General features: G+C 53.6%; 15 protein-coding genes. 14 read left to right on the top strand and 1 reads right to left on the bottom strand.

What is annotated here, in order from left to right; all coding sequences use genetic code 11:
- Positions 1-4 precede the first annotated feature (4 nt).
- From DW949_RS09595 to DW949_RS09530, 14 genes are all read left to right on the top strand, one after another.
- Positions 5-1321, top strand: a complete 1317-nt coding sequence (locus DW949_RS09595) for a nitrogenase component 1 (RefSeq protein ID WP_118023007.1) — start codon at positions 5-7, stop codon at positions 1319-1321.
- Complete coding sequence (locus tag DW949_RS09590) at positions 1318-2349, top strand: nitrogenase component 1 (RefSeq protein WP_118023006.1); 1032 nt, start codon at positions 1318-1320, stop codon at positions 2347-2349. The genes DW949_RS09595 and DW949_RS09590 overlap by 4 nt, the downstream gene beginning before the upstream one ends.
- On the top strand, positions 2349-4637 hold the full coding sequence (gene hypF / locus DW949_RS09585; protein WP_118023005.1) for a carbamoyltransferase HypF: 2289 nt from the start codon (positions 2349-2351) through the stop codon (positions 4635-4637). Before DW949_RS09590 ends, hypF begins: the two co-directional genes overlap by 1 nt.
- 118 nt (positions 4638-4755) lie before the next feature.
- Positions 4756-4965 carry a HypC/HybG/HupF family hydrogenase formation chaperone gene (locus tag DW949_RS09580; RefSeq protein ID WP_118023004.1) on the top strand — a complete coding sequence of 70 codons (210 nt, stop codon included), beginning with the start codon at positions 4756-4758 and terminating at the stop codon, positions 4963-4965.
- On the top strand, positions 4965-6020 hold the full coding sequence (gene hypD, locus DW949_RS09575; protein WP_118023003.1) for a hydrogenase formation protein HypD: 1056 nt from the start codon (positions 4965-4967) through the stop codon (positions 6018-6020). Before DW949_RS09580 ends, hypD begins: the two co-directional genes overlap by 1 nt.
- Positions 6017-7021, top strand: a complete 1005-nt coding sequence (gene hypE, locus DW949_RS09570) for a hydrogenase expression/formation protein HypE (RefSeq protein ID WP_118023002.1) — start codon at positions 6017-6019, stop codon at positions 7019-7021. The genes hypD and hypE overlap by 4 nt, the downstream gene beginning before the upstream one ends.
- Positions 7022-7036: 15 nt before the next feature.
- Positions 7037-8392, top strand: a complete 1356-nt coding sequence (locus DW949_RS09565) for a nitrogenase component 1 (protein ID WP_118023001.1) — start codon at positions 7037-7039, stop codon at positions 8390-8392.
- Positions 8389-9615 (top strand): nitrogenase component 1, encoded by a 1227-nt coding sequence (locus tag DW949_RS09560; protein WP_118023000.1) that lies wholly within the window; start codon positions 8389-8391, stop codon positions 9613-9615. Before DW949_RS09565 ends, DW949_RS09560 begins: the two co-directional genes overlap by 4 nt.
- A 13-nt stretch (positions 9616-9628) precedes the next feature.
- Positions 9629-10375, top strand: coding sequence for an AAA family ATPase (locus DW949_RS09555; RefSeq protein ID WP_118022999.1), 747 nt, complete (start codon positions 9629-9631; stop codon positions 10373-10375).
- A gap of 435 nt (positions 10376-10810) precedes the next feature.
- Complete coding sequence (locus tag DW949_RS09550; protein WP_199595840.1) at positions 10811-12271, top strand: aminotransferase class I/II-fold pyridoxal phosphate-dependent enzyme; 1461 nt, start codon at positions 10811-10813, stop codon at positions 12269-12271.
- 13 nt (positions 12272-12284) lie between these two features.
- On the top strand, positions 12285-13139 hold the full coding sequence (gene speE / locus DW949_RS09545) for a polyamine aminopropyltransferase (RefSeq protein WP_118022997.1): 855 nt from the start codon (positions 12285-12287) through the stop codon (positions 13137-13139).
- Entirely contained in the window at positions 13139-13999 is an 861-nt protein-coding gene (speB, locus tag DW949_RS09540; protein WP_118022996.1) for an agmatinase, read from the top strand. The genes speE and speB overlap by 1 nt, the downstream gene beginning before the upstream one ends.
- A gap of 69 nt (positions 14000-14068) precedes the next feature.
- Positions 14069-15328 (top strand): saccharopine dehydrogenase family protein, encoded by a 1260-nt coding sequence (locus DW949_RS09535; RefSeq protein ID WP_118022995.1) that lies wholly within the window; start codon positions 14069-14071, stop codon positions 15326-15328.
- Entirely contained in the window at positions 15328-16533 is a 1206-nt protein-coding gene (locus tag DW949_RS09530; protein ID WP_233539567.1) for a carboxynorspermidine decarboxylase, read from the top strand. Before DW949_RS09535 ends, DW949_RS09530 begins: the two co-directional genes overlap by 1 nt.
- 43 nt (positions 16534-16576) lie before the next feature.
- Here the strand turns inward: DW949_RS09530 and DW949_RS09525 are convergent, their stop codons facing one another.
- Complete coding sequence (locus DW949_RS09525) at positions 16577-17242, bottom strand: GntR family transcriptional regulator (protein WP_118022994.1); 666 nt, start codon at positions 17240-17242, stop codon at positions 16577-16579.
- Between the last annotated feature and the right edge of the window lie 156 nt (positions 17243-17398).

The raw sequence follows: 17398 nt of genomic DNA, 5'->3' as shown, positions 1-17398 counted from the left end.
GATGATGGAACATAAACATTCACAACCTTATGCCATTACGGTACAGGACCTGGTCCGGAGAGGGAAAGACCGTATACCGGAAGAACTCTTGTCTTCGGAGCATCTGATTTATAATTCACCGGCAGCACTGGCTTTCAATTCTCCGGGAGCACAAGGCTTTGGCGTGAAACGGGCCGGGTTGTCTATACCGGGATCCATCATGCTCCTCATCGGTCCCGGCTGCTGCGGCCGCAATACGACTATCCTGGGGGAACAGGGTGGTTATCAGGACCGGTTTTACTTCTACATCCTCGATGAGACCGATATCGTCACAGGCCGGCATTTGCAGAAGATACCGCAGGCCGTTGCGGAAATCGTGGAGTCCCGCAGGGAAAAGCCATCGGTGGTCATGCTCTGTATGACCTGTGTCGATGCCCTGCTGGGAACGGACATGGAACGGGTCAGCCGGAAAGCGGCATCTGTCTGTGGCGTCCCTGTCGTACCGTGCTACATGTATGCCCTGACACGGGAAGGACGCAAACCGCCCATGGTCGATGTGCGCCGTGCACTGTGTTCTCTGCTGGAAAAGCAGCCGCGCCACCGTCGTACGGTCAATCTGCTGGGATTTTTCTCTCCTTTGCAGGAAGATTGTGAATTATATCCTATCCTGCGCCAGATGGGACTGGTGCGCATACAGGAATTATCCCGTTGCCGGAACTTTGATGAATACCTGGCTATGTCCCAGGCCAATTTCAACCTCATCCTTCATCCCGAGTCCTGGCTGGCGGCACAGGATATGGAAAAAAGACTGGGCATTCCATCCATTACTCTGACGAGATTGTATCAGGTATCGCAGATTCACCGGCAGTATATGGCCCTTTCCCGCGCGCTCGGCTCTCCCATCGATGATGAGCCATGGCTGGAACAGGCCCGCCAGGCTGTAGATGCCATCCGCACCCGCTTTAGCGGCGTGACCATGGCTATCGGGGGCATGCAGAATGGCAATGCCTATGAAATGGCGCTGGCCCTGACCCGGTACGGCTTTATCGTACGGGAAATTTATGCCAGTCTCAGCCCCGATGATTTTGTTTATCTGCGTCATCTGGCACAATGGAGTCCCGACACGGAAGTCTATTCCAATTTATCGCCTACCATGCTCTACTATGAGGGAGCATCCCATCCTGTCAATCTGACTATCGGCAAGGATGCGGCCTGGTATCACGGAACAGCTGCCCATGTGAACTGGGATGACGATATCCAGCCTTTTGGTTATGCCGGCGTCTTATCCCTGCTGCGGCGTATCGGATCGGCTCTGGAAGAAAGGGGACACAGCACACGATGAAAGGATTGTGGAAATATATATCACCCTTTGCCCCGGATCAGTCCGGAGCAGCAGCCGTGCTCTATGGACTGGGAGGCATTGTCGTTATCTGTGATGCCGGCGGTTGTGCCGGGAACATCTGCGGATTTGATGAACCGCGCTGGTTCAGTGGCAGGAAAAGTGCTGTTTTCAGTGCCGGGCTGCGCGATATGGATGCCATCCTCGGCAGGGATGATCTGCTGGTACGCAAAGTGTGTGCAGCGGCAGAAACGGTGGGAGCCGCCTTTGTGGCCCTCGTCGGTACTCCCGTGCCGGCTGTCATCGGTACGGATTTCAAAGCCCTGTGCCGCATGATATCCCGTAAACTGAACGTACCGGCACTATCTGTTCCGACGACGGGGATTGGCTATTATGATGCCGGGATGAAAGCAGCCTATGAGGCACTGCTGCCGGCCCTGACACAGGAAGAGTCCGTCGTGGAACAAGGCAGGGCCGGTGTCCTGGGAGCCGTGCCGCTGGAACTGGCTGACCCGGATGAACAGCAGGTTATTGCTGAGACGCTGCAACGGGAAGGCTGGAAGAAGACAACCTTTTTTGACTGCCGGGAAGACTATGAACAGGCTGGCAGGAATGAACGGAATTTTGTCGTATCACCGGCGGCTCTGAAAGGGGCACACTATCTGTACGAACGGTTTGGTACGCCTTATGAAATACGCTATCTGGGACGGCCTCTGCCGGGAGATGTCCGGAATGCCGTGAAAGGGCAGCGGGTACTGGTCATCCACCAGCAGATTGCGGCTGATGCCATAGCAGAAGAAGTACTGCGGGCCGGTGCGTCCTTTGTGCAGACGGCAGGGTGGTTTCTGGCAGATCCGTCCTGCATACGGCCGGGTCACATCAGGCTGAAGGAAGAAGACGACTGGTGTCAGCTGGCGGACAATGATGCCTTCGATGTCATACTCGGTGACATCTATTTCAAACGGGCCCTGCCTCATTTTACGGGCCTGTACATAGATATGCCTCATTTTGCCGTATCGGGGAGGTATTGATGGAAACAGAGAGAATTTGCGTAATCGGCATCGTGCAGGGAGTCGGATTCCGGCCATTTGTCAGCCGTCTGGCCCATTCCTGTCATATTCGTGGCACGGTCTGCAATAAAGGGTCCTACGTGGAAATAATCATACAGGGATCAAAGAGCGCGAAGGAGCAGTTCGTGAATTATCTGCCCAGGAAAGCACCGGCACGATCGGCTATTCTCAAGATTATGACCGAGCAGACCGATTTGCCTCCTTTTCCTGATTTTTCTATTATTGAAAGTGCGGCTGAGGAAGGAGACGTCTTTGTATCTCCTGATATCGCCATCTGTGATGATTGCAAAAAAGAGTTGTTTGATTCGCAGAACCGCCGCTATCTCCATCCGTTCATCAACTGCACGGCCTGCGGTCCCCGCATGACCATCCTCGATGCCATGCCCTATGACCGGGAACGGACGAGTATGGCAGAATTTCCCATGTGCTCCCGCTGTGAATATGAATATACCCATCGGGAAACACGGCGCTATGATGCGCAGCCCGTATGCTGTCCTGATTGCGGCCCCAAAGTCTATATACTGGATGGTACAAAACGGGGCCGGGAAGCTATTGTGGCGGCCCGGCGGGCTCTTTCATCAGGGCGTATCGTGGCAGTCAAAGGCATCGGAGGCTATCATCTCTGCTGCGATGCCTTCCAGGACGATACGGTTCAGCGCCTGCGCCGTCTGAAACACCGGCCGGCCAAGCCTTTTGCTGTCATGATGAAAGACATGGCTGCCGTGCGGCGTCACTGCCACGTGCCAAAGGGAGCAGAACCGGTGCTGGACGGACACGAAAAGCCCATCGTCCTGCTGGAAAAACGGCCTGGTAGTACGCTGGCGCCTTCACTGGCCCCGCAAAATCCCTTTTTGGGCATTATGCTCCCGTATACGCCGCTTCATCTGCTCCTCTTTACCTACGACGACGGACTGGAGATGCCGGAAGCGCTGGTCATGACCAGTGCCAATACATCGGGAGCTCCCATATGCCACGACGAGGAAGAGGCACGGCAGGAACTGAAGTGCATGTGTGATGCCATTCTCAGTCACAACAGGCGGATCCGTCTGCGGGCTGATGATTCTGTTGTGGACTGGTACGGTGGCAGTCCCTATATGATACGCCGTTCCCGCGGCTATGCCCCGCTGCCTTTTTTCTATGGAAGGGAAAAGGGGACTGTCCTGGCACTGGGAGGAGAACTGAAAAACTGTTTCTGTCTTGCCAGGGACCGGCTCTATTATTTGTCCCCTTATGTCGGGGATATGGCCGATGTCCGGACCGTACAGGCCCTGCGCGATGGAATTTCCCGGATGAAAACGCTCCTCGGGATAGAGCCGTCCTGTGTGGCCTGTGATCTTCATCCCCGGTATAATACGACAGCAGTAGCTCAGGAAATGGGGCTGCCCGTCATTCCCGTCCAGCATCATTTTGCCCATATCCTGTCCTGTATGGCTGAAAATGACTGGGAGTCGCCTGTTCTCGGTGTAGCCTTTGACGGAACCGGATACGGAACCGATGGCACCGTATGGGGAGGGGAGATACTTCTCTGTGACGGCCATGAATTTTGCCGCAGCGCGTCCATTGCGCCATTCTGGCAGCGGGGCGGTGATGCGGCAGCCCGGGAAGGATGGCGCATTGCCGTCAGCCTCATTGCCAGTCTGTATCGGCAGACAGATGAGGCGGCTGCTGTGATTGATGCCCTGCATCTCTGCAGCAGGGAAGAACGGCAGATGCAGTTCTTTATGGCCCAGCAGGGACTGAACAGTGTCGTATCTACCAGCGCCGGCCGGCTGTTTGACGGTGTCAGTGCTATTCTGGGGCTGGCACGGCAGTCGTCCTTTGAAGGAGAGGCGGCCATGCAGCTGCAATTTGCAGCCCGGCGATGGATGAAACGCCATGAGCCCGTTGGGAAAGACCCGGTACCGCCGCAGAAGGAAAACGGCCGGTGGATACTGCCAACAGGGAAACTGGTGCGGTATATGGCAGAAGAAAAGCTGGCCGGCAGAAATCAGGATTTCCTGGCCTATGCCTTTCATGAGCAGCTGGCCAGACAGATTTCCGGAGCCTGCCTGCAGCTCTCGCAGGAAACAGGTGTGAAGACCGTCGCTCTGAGCGGTGGCGTGTTCCAGAATACGCTGCTCCTGTCTTTGTGTGAACAGTCTTTGAAGCAGGCCGGACTGATGGTTCTCCGCCATCACCTCGTGCCGCCCAATGATGGCGGTATCGCCCTGGGACAGGCGGTGTATGCCATGGCGAACCAGAACCGGTGATCAGGCGGGAACAGCCAGACGCCGGTTCAATTACGGATTTAGTATCTATGTTTATACAATACACATAGATTATTAATACATTACGCATGCGTTTACTATATATAAGGAGGAATACTACATGTGTGTCGGATTACCTGCACGGGTTGTAAAAGTGCATCAGGGGATGGCCCTGGTCGATGCATCCGGAGCTAAGAGGGAAGTATCGGCAGAGCTGCTGGATGAACTGGATCCCGGCGATTATGTGATGGTCCATGCCGGAATGGCTATTGCCCGGATTAACGGCGATGATGAAGAAGAAATGGACGATATTCTGGAGGATCTGGACTGATGAGAACAGAATATACACAGACAGCTCTGCAAATAATACGTTCCTATGATGGACCGCCTGTACGGATCATGGAAGTCTGCGGGACACATACTCATGAAATATTCCGCCTGGGAATCAGACAGATTCTGCCCAGCCAGGTAGACGTCATTTCCGGGCCGGGCTGCCCGGTCTGTGTGACGCCTGTGGGCTATATAGATGAGGCGGTCTGGCTGGCTCTGGAAAAGGGAGTCACTATTTGCACCTTCGGCGATCTGGTCCGTGTGCCGGGAAGTACCCTGAGTCTGGCGGGAGCGCGGAGCCGGGGAGCTCATGTGGAAATCGTCTATTCTCCGCTGGATGCCTATGATTATGCCCGTCAGCACCGGGATGAAGAAATCGTGTTTTTATCCGTAGGATTTGAAACGACGACACCACCATCCTGCCTGGCCGTCCGGAACGCCAGACGGGATAGTGTGACGAATTTTTCCCTGCTTACGGCCAATAAGACCATGCCCCGTGCCTATGAAGCGATGAAAGACAGTGCCGATGCCTTTCTATATCCCGGCCATGTCTGTGCTGTCATGGGAACCGGTGATTGTGAAGCCATGGTGCAGCAGGGCGTTTCCGGCGTCGTCGCCGGCTTTACGGCAAAGGAACTGATGACAGCCTTTGCCGTCATCCTGAAGAAAATACAGAAGGGGGAACCGTTCTTTAAAAACTGCTATCCCCGCGTCGTAACAAGAGAAGGAAGCCGGACAGCAAAAGAACTCATGGCAGACGTCATGGAACCCTGTGATGCCGAATGGCGTGGTCTGGGCTGTATTCCCCAATCGGGGCTGCAGCTGCGGCCGGCCTATGCCGCATGGGATGCCCGTAAAAAGTATGGCATACCGCTTATAGAAGGCAGGGCCAATCCAGCCTGCCGCTGCGGCGATATCCTGCAGGGAAAATGTAAGCCGCCCCAGTGCCCGTTGTTTGGTACGGTATGTACGCCGGAACAGCCTGTCGGCGCCTGTATGGTATCTCATGAAGGTGCCTGCTCTGCATACTATACGTACGGAGGAAATATACGATGAATGATGTGATTACGCTGGCTCACGGGGCCGGCGGCAGACAGACGGCCGAGCTGATCGACCGCGTATTTAAAGCCCATTTTTCCAATCCTCAGTTTACCGGCGATGATGCCGCCGTCCTTTCCATAGGCGGCGCGGATCTTGCGTTTACGACGGATGGATTCATTGTGTCCCCACCGGATTTTCCCGGTGGCAATATAGGCAAACTCAGTATTTGTGGTACCGTCAATGACTTGTCCTGTATGGGAGCACGGCCATTGTACCTGTCCTGTGCCTTTGTCATCGAAGAAGGCTTTCCCCTGGCAAAGGTAGAAGAGTACGCTGCTTCTATGGCGCGGACGGCTGCAGAGGCCGGTGTACGCATCGTAGCCGGTGATACAAAAGTAGCGGGCAGGGGGCAGGTAGACCACCTGTTCATTACGACTACGGGAATCGGGCAGCGTCTGGCCGGTGTCCATACGTCAGGCACGCTGGCACGGCCTGGCGATGTCGTCATTGTCAGCGGCGATGTGGGACGCCATGGCTGTACGATTCTGCTGGCGCGGAACCAGTTCGGCATCGACGCCGATGTGACCAGCGATTGTGCTCCCTTATGGGGAACGGTGGAAGCCATGCTGGAACGGACGAAAGACATTCATGTCATCCGCGACGCCACCCGGGGAGGCGTGGGAACTGTCCTGTATGAAATTGCCAGCCAGAGCCAGGTAGGCATTCATCTGGAAAGTACATCTGTGCCGGTGCATCCTTCTGTACGCGGCGTCTGCGGCATGCTGGGACTGGAACCGCTCTATCTGGCCTGTGAAGGCCGGCTGGTCATCGTCGCACCGGAATGTGAAGCACCGGCGATTCTGGATGTGCTGCATCAGCAGCCCTATTCCCAGGATGCCGCTGTCATCGGACAGGTGACGGCAGAGCAGCCGGGCCGGGTCGTGCTGCGCACGGAAATCGGTGCAGAAACGATGCTCCCACCGCCGGGGGGAGAATTGCTGCCCCGCATCTGCTGACCGAGGAGGGAAACCATGATTTATGAAAATGAAATTCACCCGCCTCAGGTGCCACACTATACGGTGACGCCGGAAGGCGCTGAGATCCCCATAGGAAAGGCGGAGTTTCCCCAGCCCTTTCATATCGGTCTGCAGTATGCTTCTCCGGCCCGGGGTCACTGGACTATTGCCCATTCCCCGATGCTCATTCCCCAGTGCCATGAGATCTATGTCTGCTGTGCCTGCTGTCTTCATGGCGTCGTCTTATCGGCCGATGAAATCCCCGATGGTGCCGGACGGTTCTCCATGGTGACGCTGACGAATGAAAATCTGATCAAAGGCAATCTGGAAGAGATGATGATCGACGGCATAATCCGTATCATCGAGGAACTGCCCGAACGGCCGCGCTGCGTCGAAGGCTTCACGAGCTGTATGCAGCATTTCCTCCATATCGACGTCCGCGTCGTCTATGACACGCTGCGGCAGCGGTTCCCTGATATCGATTTCATCGATGGCTACATGACACCGACATTGCAGCGGCGGTATACGCCGGATATTCTGGGACGGCGTCAGCTTATGCGGGCTGTGACGAAACAGCCACGCTGCCGGGCTGTGAATTATATCGTCAACTATTATCCTGTCGATCCGGATAATGAACTGACGGCCATGCTCCGTGCCGGCGGATATGCCATTCATGATTTTGCCGATTGCCGGACTTACGATGAATATAAACAGATGGGGGAATCGGAAGCCAATATTTATTTTCTGGAAAATGCGGCACCGGCAGCGCAGGATATGAAGCGGCGCCTGGGACAGAAAGCGCTCTATCTGCCCTATGCGTACGATTACGGGATGCTGCGGCAGAACCTGCAGAAGGCGGCGGAAACATTGCACCTTGCCATGCCCGATTGCGATGCCTTTGAACAGCAGATTGAAGAGAAAGCGACGAAATTGCATGATATACTCGGTCAGACGCCGGTTGCCATCGATTTTACCGCGACGCCGCGGCCGCTGGGACTGGCCCGTTTCCTCCTGACTCATGGGTTCAACGTATATGCCGTATATCTCGATGCCGTTTCGCCAGACGAAAAGGATAGTTTCTTTTTCCTGAAAGAACACTATCCGTCCCTGTCCCTGCGCTCGACGATGCATTTTAAACGGCGCCTGCTGCCACGGGATGACAGCCGTAAATATGGAAAAGTCCTGGCTATCGGACAGATGGCAGCCTATTTTACCGATACGAATTTCTTTGTCAATGTCATCGAAAACAGCGGCCTTTACGGGTATGTGGGCCTGATGAAGTTGCTGGACTGGATTGGCGGTTCGGCCAGAAAAGAAAATCCCCGTATGAGAGAAATCATTCAAGTCAAAGCCTGGGGGTGTCATGGATGAAACAAGCACAACGAGTCTTATCTACCTATGCCGTAGATATGTTTGGCATAGCGTCAGCCCTGTTTGAACTGGGCGGGCTGGTCGTCATGCACGATGCATCGGGCTGCAATTCGACCTATGATACCCATGATGAGCCACGCTGGTATGACACACCATCTATGGTATATATATCGGGTCTCAACGAAATCGATACCATTCAGGGAAATGATCAGCGGCTGGTCGATGATATCGCCGAGGTGACAGAGGCAGTCAGGCCGGCTTTTATCGCCATTGGTGGCAGTCCCATGCCCAACGCGATCGGGACGGATTTCCGCGCCATTGAAAAAATGGTACAAGAACGGACAGGCATCTTCACTATGGGATTCCGGACGGATGGTATCCATAGTTATCTGCCGGGAGCGGGGAACGCTTACGTACGCCTGGCACAGCATATTTTGAAACGTCCGGTCAAACAGCCGCAGCGCCCGGCCAGGAGAGTCAATATTCTGGGACTGACACCGCTGGACTTTTCCGTCGTCGGCAATGCGACGACGCTGAAACGCCTTATTACCGATGCGGGTTTTATCCTCCAGAGTTCCTGGTCTATGGGGGATACACTGGACCATCTGGCTGAAGCGGCTGATGCCGATGTCAATGCTGTCGTATCTTCAACGGGATTCTATCTGGCCCAATATATGCAGGAACAGTACGGAATTCCCTATGTAGCCGGCATCCCCATGGGGAAACAGGGAACGGCGGACTGGCTGCAGGCACTGCGCGACGGGGATACGTCTTATCTGACAGGCCTTACGGGAACGGAAATGCGGGAAAAGCCACAGTATGCCCTGGCAGACCTCAATGCCTGGAAAACAGAACCGGTTTATGACGACCGCCCTTGTGATGTTCTGGTCATTGGCGAACCGGTCTATCTCCTTTCCATGGGAAGTCTGCTGCGTCATGAACTGGGGATGTCTTCCGTTCGGCTGTTATGTCCGCTGGCCGATGCTCCGCAGCTGCTCCTGCGCCACGTAGAAACGGCCAGTGTCGAACCGGTCATCCGCGAAGAATGCCGCAAGGCACGGCGTGTCCTGGCAGACCCCATTTATGCCCGGCTGCTTCCGGACGAACCGGAGAAATTTATTTCTTTGCCCCACGAAGCCTATTCGGGGCGTCATTATCACGATGAAATGCCTGTGATTGCCGGGCCGGATATAGCGGACTGGCTGCGGAATCGTTTGGAATAAGAAAGGAAATACGATGAGAAAATTTGCGATTTATGGAAAAGGCGGCATCGGCAAATCGACGACAGCTGCCAACGTTTCGGCTTCTCTGGCCCGGATGGGGAAGAAGGTCATACAGATAGGCTGTGATCCCAAAGCCGATTCGACGTGGAATCTCCTTCATGGAGAGCCTGTCATGCCGGTCATGGATTATTACCGGACGTATACGGAAGAACCGGATTTTGAGCATATCGGAAAAACCGGGTATGGTGGCGTCTTCTGCATCGAAACGGGCGGCCCCACGCCGGGACTGGGCTGTGCCGGACGGGGCATCATCGCTACCTTTGACCTCATTGACGAACTGGAAGTATTTGACAAGCTGCAGCCTGATGTCGTGTTGTACGACGTGCTGGGCGATGTCGTGTGCGGTGGTTTTTCGGCGCCTATACGGGACGGGTATGCCGATGAAATATGTATCGTCACATCCGGTGAAAAGATGTCACTTTATGCGGCAGGCAACATCATCAAAGCCGTAGAAAATTTCAAAGACCGGGGCTATGCACAGGTCCGGGGTATCATCCTGAACCGGCGCAATGTAGAGAATGAGTATGAGATTGTACAGGATTTTGCCCGGGAGCATGGGCTTCCCATACTGGCAGATATTCCCCGCAGCAAAGAAATACAGTATTATGAAAATCAGGGGATGACTGTCGTAGAAGGAAATCCGGATCTTCCGGTCAGTGCCATCTATCAGAAACTGGCCAGAGACCTCCTGGAACTGTAGAACGGAAGAATGATCATATACAGTTGACAGGTGTTTTTCTTTATGATATTATTTGAATGATTTTGAAAAGATGATACACAGAGTCTTTTCAAAGCAATTGTACGGGACCACTTTTTTTTTAAGTTCAGGCCATACGGACAGCCGGGTCCACTGCCGATTGGCGGCATGGTTGCTGCCTTATTGATTGAGCGGTATGCTCAGTTTTCAAGAGTTGGTTACTTCATAACCGAAACGTGCGCAGGCACACTTGTGAACCGATCAATAGGAGTAGTAAAAGTAGAATTGCTATATAGACTCTGATCACGCAATTTCCATCCAGACCAGACGGCCGGGATAGTTTCCGCCGTCTCATACGGGCATTGGAATGATAAGAACGCAAGTTGTGCAGCAGCGCAGCTTGCGCTTTTTTTATGCAGGCAATGGGGGTGGAATATAGTGAAGTCAAAACAAACGGTCATATCACAACAGAGGGCACCGATTTATGATGCATTGCAGCGCTTCCGTGATATGCGCGTTGTCCCTTTTGATGTACCGGGTCATAAGAGGGGAAGGGGAAATCCGGAATTGACAGCGTTTCTAGGAAAACAGTGCGTCGGCGTCGATGTCAACAGCATGAAGCCGCTGGATAATCTCTGCCATCCTGTTTCTGTCATCCGCGAGGCGGAAGAACTGGCAGCCGAAGCATTTGGTGCCAATCATGCGTTCCTCATGGTCGGCGGTACGACCAGTGCCGTGCAGAGCATGGTACTGACCGTCTGCAAACGGGGGGATAAGATTATCCTGCCACGCAATGTCCATAAAAGTGTCATCAATGCCCTGGTACTCTGCGGTGCCATTCCTGTTTATGTCAATCCGGAAGTCGATGCGCGGCTGGGGATTTCTCTGGGCATGCAGCGCCAGCAGGTGGCACGGGCTATTGCGGAACATCCCGATGCCGTCGCTGTACTGGTAAATAATCCGACCTACTATGGCATCTGCAGTGACCTGCGGGCCATTGTGCGCATGGCTCATGATGCGGGGATGCGATGTCTGGCCGATGAAGCCCACGGGACTCATTTTTATTTTGGCAACGGTCTTCCTGTATCGGCCATGGCAGCTGGTGCTGATATGGCAGCCGTATCAATGCATAAGAGCGGTGGCAGCCTGACCCAGTCCAGTTTCCTTTTGACCGGCCCCGGCGTGCATGCAGGCTACGTGCGGCAGATCATCAACCTGACGCAGACGACGTCGGGCAGTTATCTCCTCATGTCCAGTCTCGACATCAGCCGCCGGCACCTGGCACTTCATGGACAGGAAATTTTTCACAAGGTTGTCGATATGGCCGACTATGCACGGCAGGAAATCAATGCTGTCGGCGGATATTATGCTTTTGGCAGGGAATTGATGAATGGCGATTCCGTGTTTGATTTTGACAGTACGAAACTGAGCGTCCATACCCGGGATATCGGGCTGGCAGGAATTGAAGTGTACGATATCCTGCGCGATGAATACGATATTCAGATCGAGTTTGGCGACATCGGCAATATTCTGGCCTATTTGTCCATGGGCGACCGCCTGCAGGAACTGGAACGGCTGGTCAGCGCCCTTTCAGAAATCCGCCGCCATTACCAGAAAGATCCGGCGGGGATGCTGACCCAGGAATATGTAGAACCGGAAGTTGTCATGAGTCCCCAGGACGCGTTTTATGCGGATAAGGTCAGCCTGCCTCTCGGGCAGAGCGAAGGCCGCGTATGCAGTGAGTTCGTCATGTGCTATCCGCCGGGGATTCCCATACTGGCACCGGGAGAACGGATTACAGCAGAGATTCTGGAACATATCTGTTATGCGAAGGAAAAAGGATGCAGCATGACCGGGTCGGAGGATCCGGAATTGCAGTATATCAACGTCCTGGCATGAAAGGAGAAATAGCATGGAGTTTTGGTTTAGTGAATTTCACACGCCGGATGTCAAACACAGCATCCGGGTCAACCGCCATCTGTATTCCCGGCAGAGCGAATACCAGCGCATCGATATTTTTGAAACACCGGAATTTGGCCGTGTCCTGACCCTCGATGGCAACGTCATGCTCACCGAACGGGATGAGTTCATTTATGACGAAATGATTACCCATGTGCCCATGGCGGTCCATCAGCAGTGCCAGGACATACTGGTCATCGGCGCCGGAGATGGCGGCGTCGTGCGGGAATTGACGCGCTACGACCGGGTGAGGTCTGTTGATCTGGTAGAAATGGATCCGGCCGTTGTCGAGGCCTGCCGCAATTATCTGCCGGGTAATGCCTGCCGCCTCGATGACAGCCGTGTCCATATCCATTTTGAAAATGCCCTGAAATTCATCCGCAGTTGTGAAGCCGAATACGATTTGATCATCGTCGATTCGACAGATCCGTTCGGACCATCGGAAGGATTGTTTACGAAAGAGTTTTATGGCAGCTGTTATCATGCCCTGCGCGATGACGGCATCATGGTCAATCAGCAGGGGAGCCCTTTTTATAAAGAAGACGCCCTGGCTATGCAGCGCAGTCACCAGCGCATCGTCAGTACCTTCCCTATCAGTAAGGTCTATCAGGCGCATATCCCGACGTATGCGGCAGGATACTGGCTGTTCGGCTTTGCCAGCAAAAAATACCATCCCGTCAATGACCTTGACGCAGCGGCATGGGAAAAGCTTCATCTCCATACGCGGTACTACACGACGCGGCTCCATGTGGGATCATTCTGGCTGCCGGCGTTTCTGGAAGACATGCTCCAGGAGGTGGAACGGTGATGCTGGGACCCAATGTGGAGACATTTCTGGCCTGTGATGCTCCCTACGAAGAAGCCCGTATCGTCCTATACGGAGCTCCCTTTGACTCGACGACGAGTTTCCGGCCGGGAGCCCGTTTCGGCCCGGCAGCTATACGCCATGAAAGTTTCGGACTGGAGACGTACAGCCCTTATCAGGACAAAGACCTGGAAGACTGCCGGATTTTTGACAGTGGCGATATGGAATTATGTTTCGGCAGCTCTGAAATGGCCCTGTCTGATATAGAAAAAAGGGCATCGGTCATTATCGGCGATGGGAAACTGCCGTTCCTCCTCGGCGGGGAGCATCTGGTAACCCTCGGTGCCGTTCGGGCTGCTGTGAAGAAATGGCCGGATCTGCACATCATCCATTTCGATGCCCATGCGGATCTGCGCGATGATTACCTGGGAGCAACACTCAGCCATGCCTGCGTATTGCGGCGCTGTCATGACCTGCTGGGCGATGGCCGGATCCATCAGTTCTGTATCCGCAGCGGGGAACGGAGTGAATTCCGCTTTGCCCGGGAGCATACGGATATGCATCCCTTCGGCTTCGAAGGTCTGGATGCGGTGGTAAACGAACTGTGTGAACAAAATCTGCCGGTCTATGTGACGATTGACCTCGACTGCCTGGACCCGGCGGCGTTTCCCGGAACGGGGACACCGGAAGCAGGTGGCGTCTGGTTCCCGGCCTTACTCCGGGCCATGCAGCTCGTTTCCCGGACCCATGTCATAGGTGCCGATGTGACCGAACTGGCGCCCATGCTGGATGCCAGCGGGGCATCTACAGCACTGGCCTGCAAAGTCGTGCGGGAACTGCTGCTGGCATTGTATCAGGCTTGATATGAATGTGTAACCTGCTCTTGCAGAGCATAGGATAGATTTCTTTGTGTATACTGAAAGGAGACTACTATGAGTAAAGTTCTTGTCATTGGTTGTGGCGGTGTTGCCTCTGTCGCGATTCAGAAATGCTGCCAGGTAAGTACTGTGTTTACGGAATTATGCCTTGCCAGCCGTACGAAATCCAAATGCGATGCACTGGCTGCCAAACTGAAAGGGCATACGGATACAAAGATTACGACGGCCCAGGTAGATGCCGATGACGTAAACCAGCTTATCGCCCTCATCGAGAAAGAAAAACCAGATCTGGTCATGAATGTGGCTCTGCCCTATCAGGATCTGACCATCATGGATGCCTGTCTGGCCTGCGGCGTCAATTACATGGACACAGCCAATTACGAACCGGAAAATACCGATGACCCTGAGTGGCGGGCTATCTATGAAAAGCGCTGTAAGGAAGCGGGATTCTCTGCTTATTTTGACTATAGCTGGCAGTGGGCATACCGTAAAAAATTTGAAGACGCCGGCCTCATGGCACTTCTTGGCTGTGGATTCGACCCGGGCGTGACCCAGGCATATTGTGCCTATGCGAAAAAAAATGAATTCGACCGCATTGATACGATTGACATTCTCGACTGCAACGGCGGTGACCATGGCTATGCCTTTGCCACGAACTTTAATCCCGAAGTCAACTTGCGGGAAGTATCGGCACCGGGCAGTTACTGGGAAGATGGCCGCTGGATTGAAATCCCGGCTATGAGCATCAAACGGGAATACCATTTTGACCAGGTGGGAGAAAAGGACATGTATCTCCTGCATCATGAAGAAATCGAAAGTCTGGCACAGACCATTCCCGAAGCGAAGCGGATCCGGTTCTTTATGACCTTTGGGCAGAGCTATCTCGACCATATGAGATGTCTCGAAGATGTAGGGATGTTATCTACTACGCCGGTTGAATTTGAAGGACATCAGATTGTGCCAATCAAGTTCCTGAAAGCGCTGCTCCCGGATCCGGCCAGCCTGGGACCGAGGACCAAGGGCAAGACCAATATTGGCTGTATCTTTACAGGAATGAAAGACGGCAAAGATAAGACCTGGTATATCTATAACGTCTGCGATCATCAGGAATGCTACCGCGAAGTAGGCAGCCAGGGCGTCAGCTATACGACGGGGGTTCCGGCCATGTGCGGTGCGCTCATGATGCTTACGGGTAAATGGCAGAAGCCCGGTGTATATACGGTCGATGAACTGGATCCGGATCCGTTCCTCGATGCATTGGACAAATATGGCCTTCCCCGCAGCATTGATGAAAAACCGGTACTGGTACCGTGATGGAAGACATGGTATATACGCCGCCGTTCCGCTTCCTATCTGAAAGTACGCCGGAAGAATTGTTTGGCCGGCTGCCGACGCCGTGCTATATCCTGGAGGAAAAGGCTCTGCGGCATAATGGGGAAATATTGGCAGGACTGGCAAAACGTACGGGGTGCCGGATCCTGCTGGCCCAGAAGGCATTTTCCAATTACGACCTGTACCCGGTCTTAGAGCCCTATCTGGCCGGGACAGAGGCGAGCGGGCTGTATGAAGCGCGGCTGGGAGCAGAGAAGATGCCCGGAAAGGAAGTGCATGTGTTTTCGGCGGCCTACCGGGATGACCAGTTTGTCGAACTGCTGCACTATGCTGACCACATCGTGTTTAATTCGCCGGGACAGCTCATGCGGTTCGGTCGGCAGGCAAAAGTAGCTGGCCGGAGCATCGGACTTCGGATCAATCCTGAGTGGTCTACGCAGGATGGGCACGACATCTATGATCCCTGTGCTCCCGGCAGCCGCCTGGGAACGACACGGGAGCAGTGGAATGCCCTGATGACAGAGGAGTGGAAGTCGCTCATCGATGGTCTCCATTTCCATACCTTGTGTGAACAGGATGCTGATGATCTGGCTACGACGCTTCAGGCCGTAGAAACGACATTCGGCGATATCCTGCCGCAGATGAAATGGCTGAATATGGGTGGCGGCCATCATATCACCCGCCCGGGATACCACATGGATATATTGGAAGACTGCATCGGGACAGCACAGCAGAAATGGGGCGTCCAGGTCTACCTTGAACCGGGTGAAGCCTGTGCTCTCCACGCAGGATACCTGGCGACGCGTGTTCTCGATGTGCTGACCAATGGCAATACAAAGATTGCTATTGTCGATACCAGTGCGGCCTGCCATATGCCGGATGTACTGGAAATGCCATACCGGCCACCCCTGTATGGCAGTAAAGAGGCAGGGGAACTGCCCTATACGTACCGTCTGGGAGGGCCGACCTGCCTGTCCGGCGATGTCATCGGGGAGTATAGTTTTGACCGGCCTCTCGAAGCAGGTGATCTGCTTCTCTTTGGTGATATGGCTATTTATACGACCTGTAAAACCAATACATTCAATGGAATGCCGTTGCCGGACCTCTACGTCCGCCATGAAACGGGCATTATAGAAGAACTGTGCCACTTCGGATATGATGATTTCCGGTATCGTCTGGGAAGATAGGAACAAAAAAGCGCTGTCGCATGAAGACAGCGCTTTTTTGATTTCAATCAGATAGCAACTTGCTGGACAGGTTGTTTTGAAGAGGCGTATCCAGATGAAGTATCATTTTTTCCTGACTTTGGACGGGATCACCGGTACACAAGGCTTCATAGATGGCCTTGTGTTCTTTCAGGGTCCGCTCTATGACGCCTTCCTTGCGCAGGGAGACGAGAGAAAAATCATTACTGCGGACGCGGTTGTTTTTGATGATATGATAAAAATGTTTGTTTTTTGTCGAAGAAATGATGATGTTATGAAACTCTATATCAAGGATACAATATTCATCAGCTGACTGATGACCGTACACGGCTTTTTCCTGGAGTTTCAGATTTTTCTCGAGCATGGCCATTTCACTGCGGGATGGATCCGAGGCATAGCAGGATGCCAGGAAGGCTGCACAATACCCCTCGATGGCGCAGCGCAGCTGGTAGAGTTCGATGATTTCCCGGCGGGTCACTTCGTGGAGTTGGAATCCCCGGCTGGGAAGGACATCGACGAGGTTTTCCTGGCTGAGGCTCAAAAGTGCGTCGCGGACCGGAGTTCGCGACATATTCAATGAGGCTGTGATGGCTGCCAGAGAATAGATTTTCCCCTTTTCAAAGGCTCCGTCCATAATCTGGTTTTTTAAATATTCATAAGCTTTATCTTGCAATGATTTGCGCGACTGCATGACATCACATCCTTTGGTTTTTTACGTTTACCCTTTTTATTATATACTTACAAGCCGTCTATTTCCAATAGGATGGTTAAAACTATTTTGTATAACAAAATAACGAACAATGATATTTTAGCAATATAACTATTATTGACAAACATAACTGGAAGA

Origin of the sequence: Megasphaera sp. AM44-1BH (genome assembly GCF_003467125.1) — a bacterium.
In the GTDB taxonomy this organism is placed as follows: Bacteria; Bacillota; Negativicutes; order Veillonellales; family Megasphaeraceae; genus Megasphaera.
The sequence above is the reverse complement of the archived record's forward strand: the minus strand, read 5'-3'. Positions and strand labels throughout refer to the sequence as shown.

Excerpts from the sequence above, each read along its gene's own strand:
- DW949_RS09595 (WP_118023007.1), top strand. The coding sequence starts at position 5 with ATGGAACATAAACATTCACAACCTTATGCCATTACGGTACAGGACCTG.
- DW949_RS09590 (WP_118023006.1), top strand. The coding sequence starts at position 1,318 with ATGAAAGGATTGTGGAAATATATATCACCCTTTGCCCCGGATCAGTCC.
- hypF (WP_118023005.1), top strand. The coding sequence starts at position 2,349 with ATGGAAACAGAGAGAATTTGCGTAATCGGCATCGTGCAGGGAGTCGGA.
- DW949_RS09580 (WP_118023004.1), top strand. The coding sequence starts at position 4,756 with ATGTGTGTCGGATTACCTGCACGGGTTGTAAAAGTGCATCAGGGGATG.
- hypD (WP_118023003.1), top strand. The coding sequence starts at position 4,965 with ATGAGAACAGAATATACACAGACAGCTCTGCAAATAATACGTTCCTAT.
- hypE (WP_118023002.1), top strand. The coding sequence starts at position 6,017 with ATGAATGATGTGATTACGCTGGCTCACGGGGCCGGCGGCAGACAGACG.
- DW949_RS09565 (WP_118023001.1), top strand. The coding sequence starts at position 7,037 with ATGATTTATGAAAATGAAATTCACCCGCCTCAGGTGCCACACTATACG.
- DW949_RS09560 (WP_118023000.1), top strand. The coding sequence starts at position 8,389 with ATGAAACAAGCACAACGAGTCTTATCTACCTATGCCGTAGATATGTTT.
- DW949_RS09555 (WP_118022999.1), top strand. The coding sequence starts at position 9,629 with ATGAGAAAATTTGCGATTTATGGAAAAGGCGGCATCGGCAAATCGACG.
- speE (WP_118022997.1), top strand. The coding sequence starts at position 12,285 with ATGGAGTTTTGGTTTAGTGAATTTCACACGCCGGATGTCAAACACAGC.
- speB (WP_118022996.1), top strand. The coding sequence starts at position 13,139 with ATGCTGGGACCCAATGTGGAGACATTTCTGGCCTGTGATGCTCCCTAC.
- DW949_RS09535 (WP_118022995.1), top strand. The coding sequence starts at position 14,069 with ATGAGTAAAGTTCTTGTCATTGGTTGTGGCGGTGTTGCCTCTGTCGCG.
- DW949_RS09530 (WP_233539567.1), top strand. The coding sequence starts at position 15,328 with ATGGAAGACATGGTATATACGCCGCCGTTCCGCTTCCTATCTGAAAGT.
- DW949_RS09525 (WP_118022994.1), bottom strand. The coding sequence starts at position 17,242 with ATGCAGTCGCGCAAATCATTGCAAGATAAAGCTTATGAATATTTAAAA.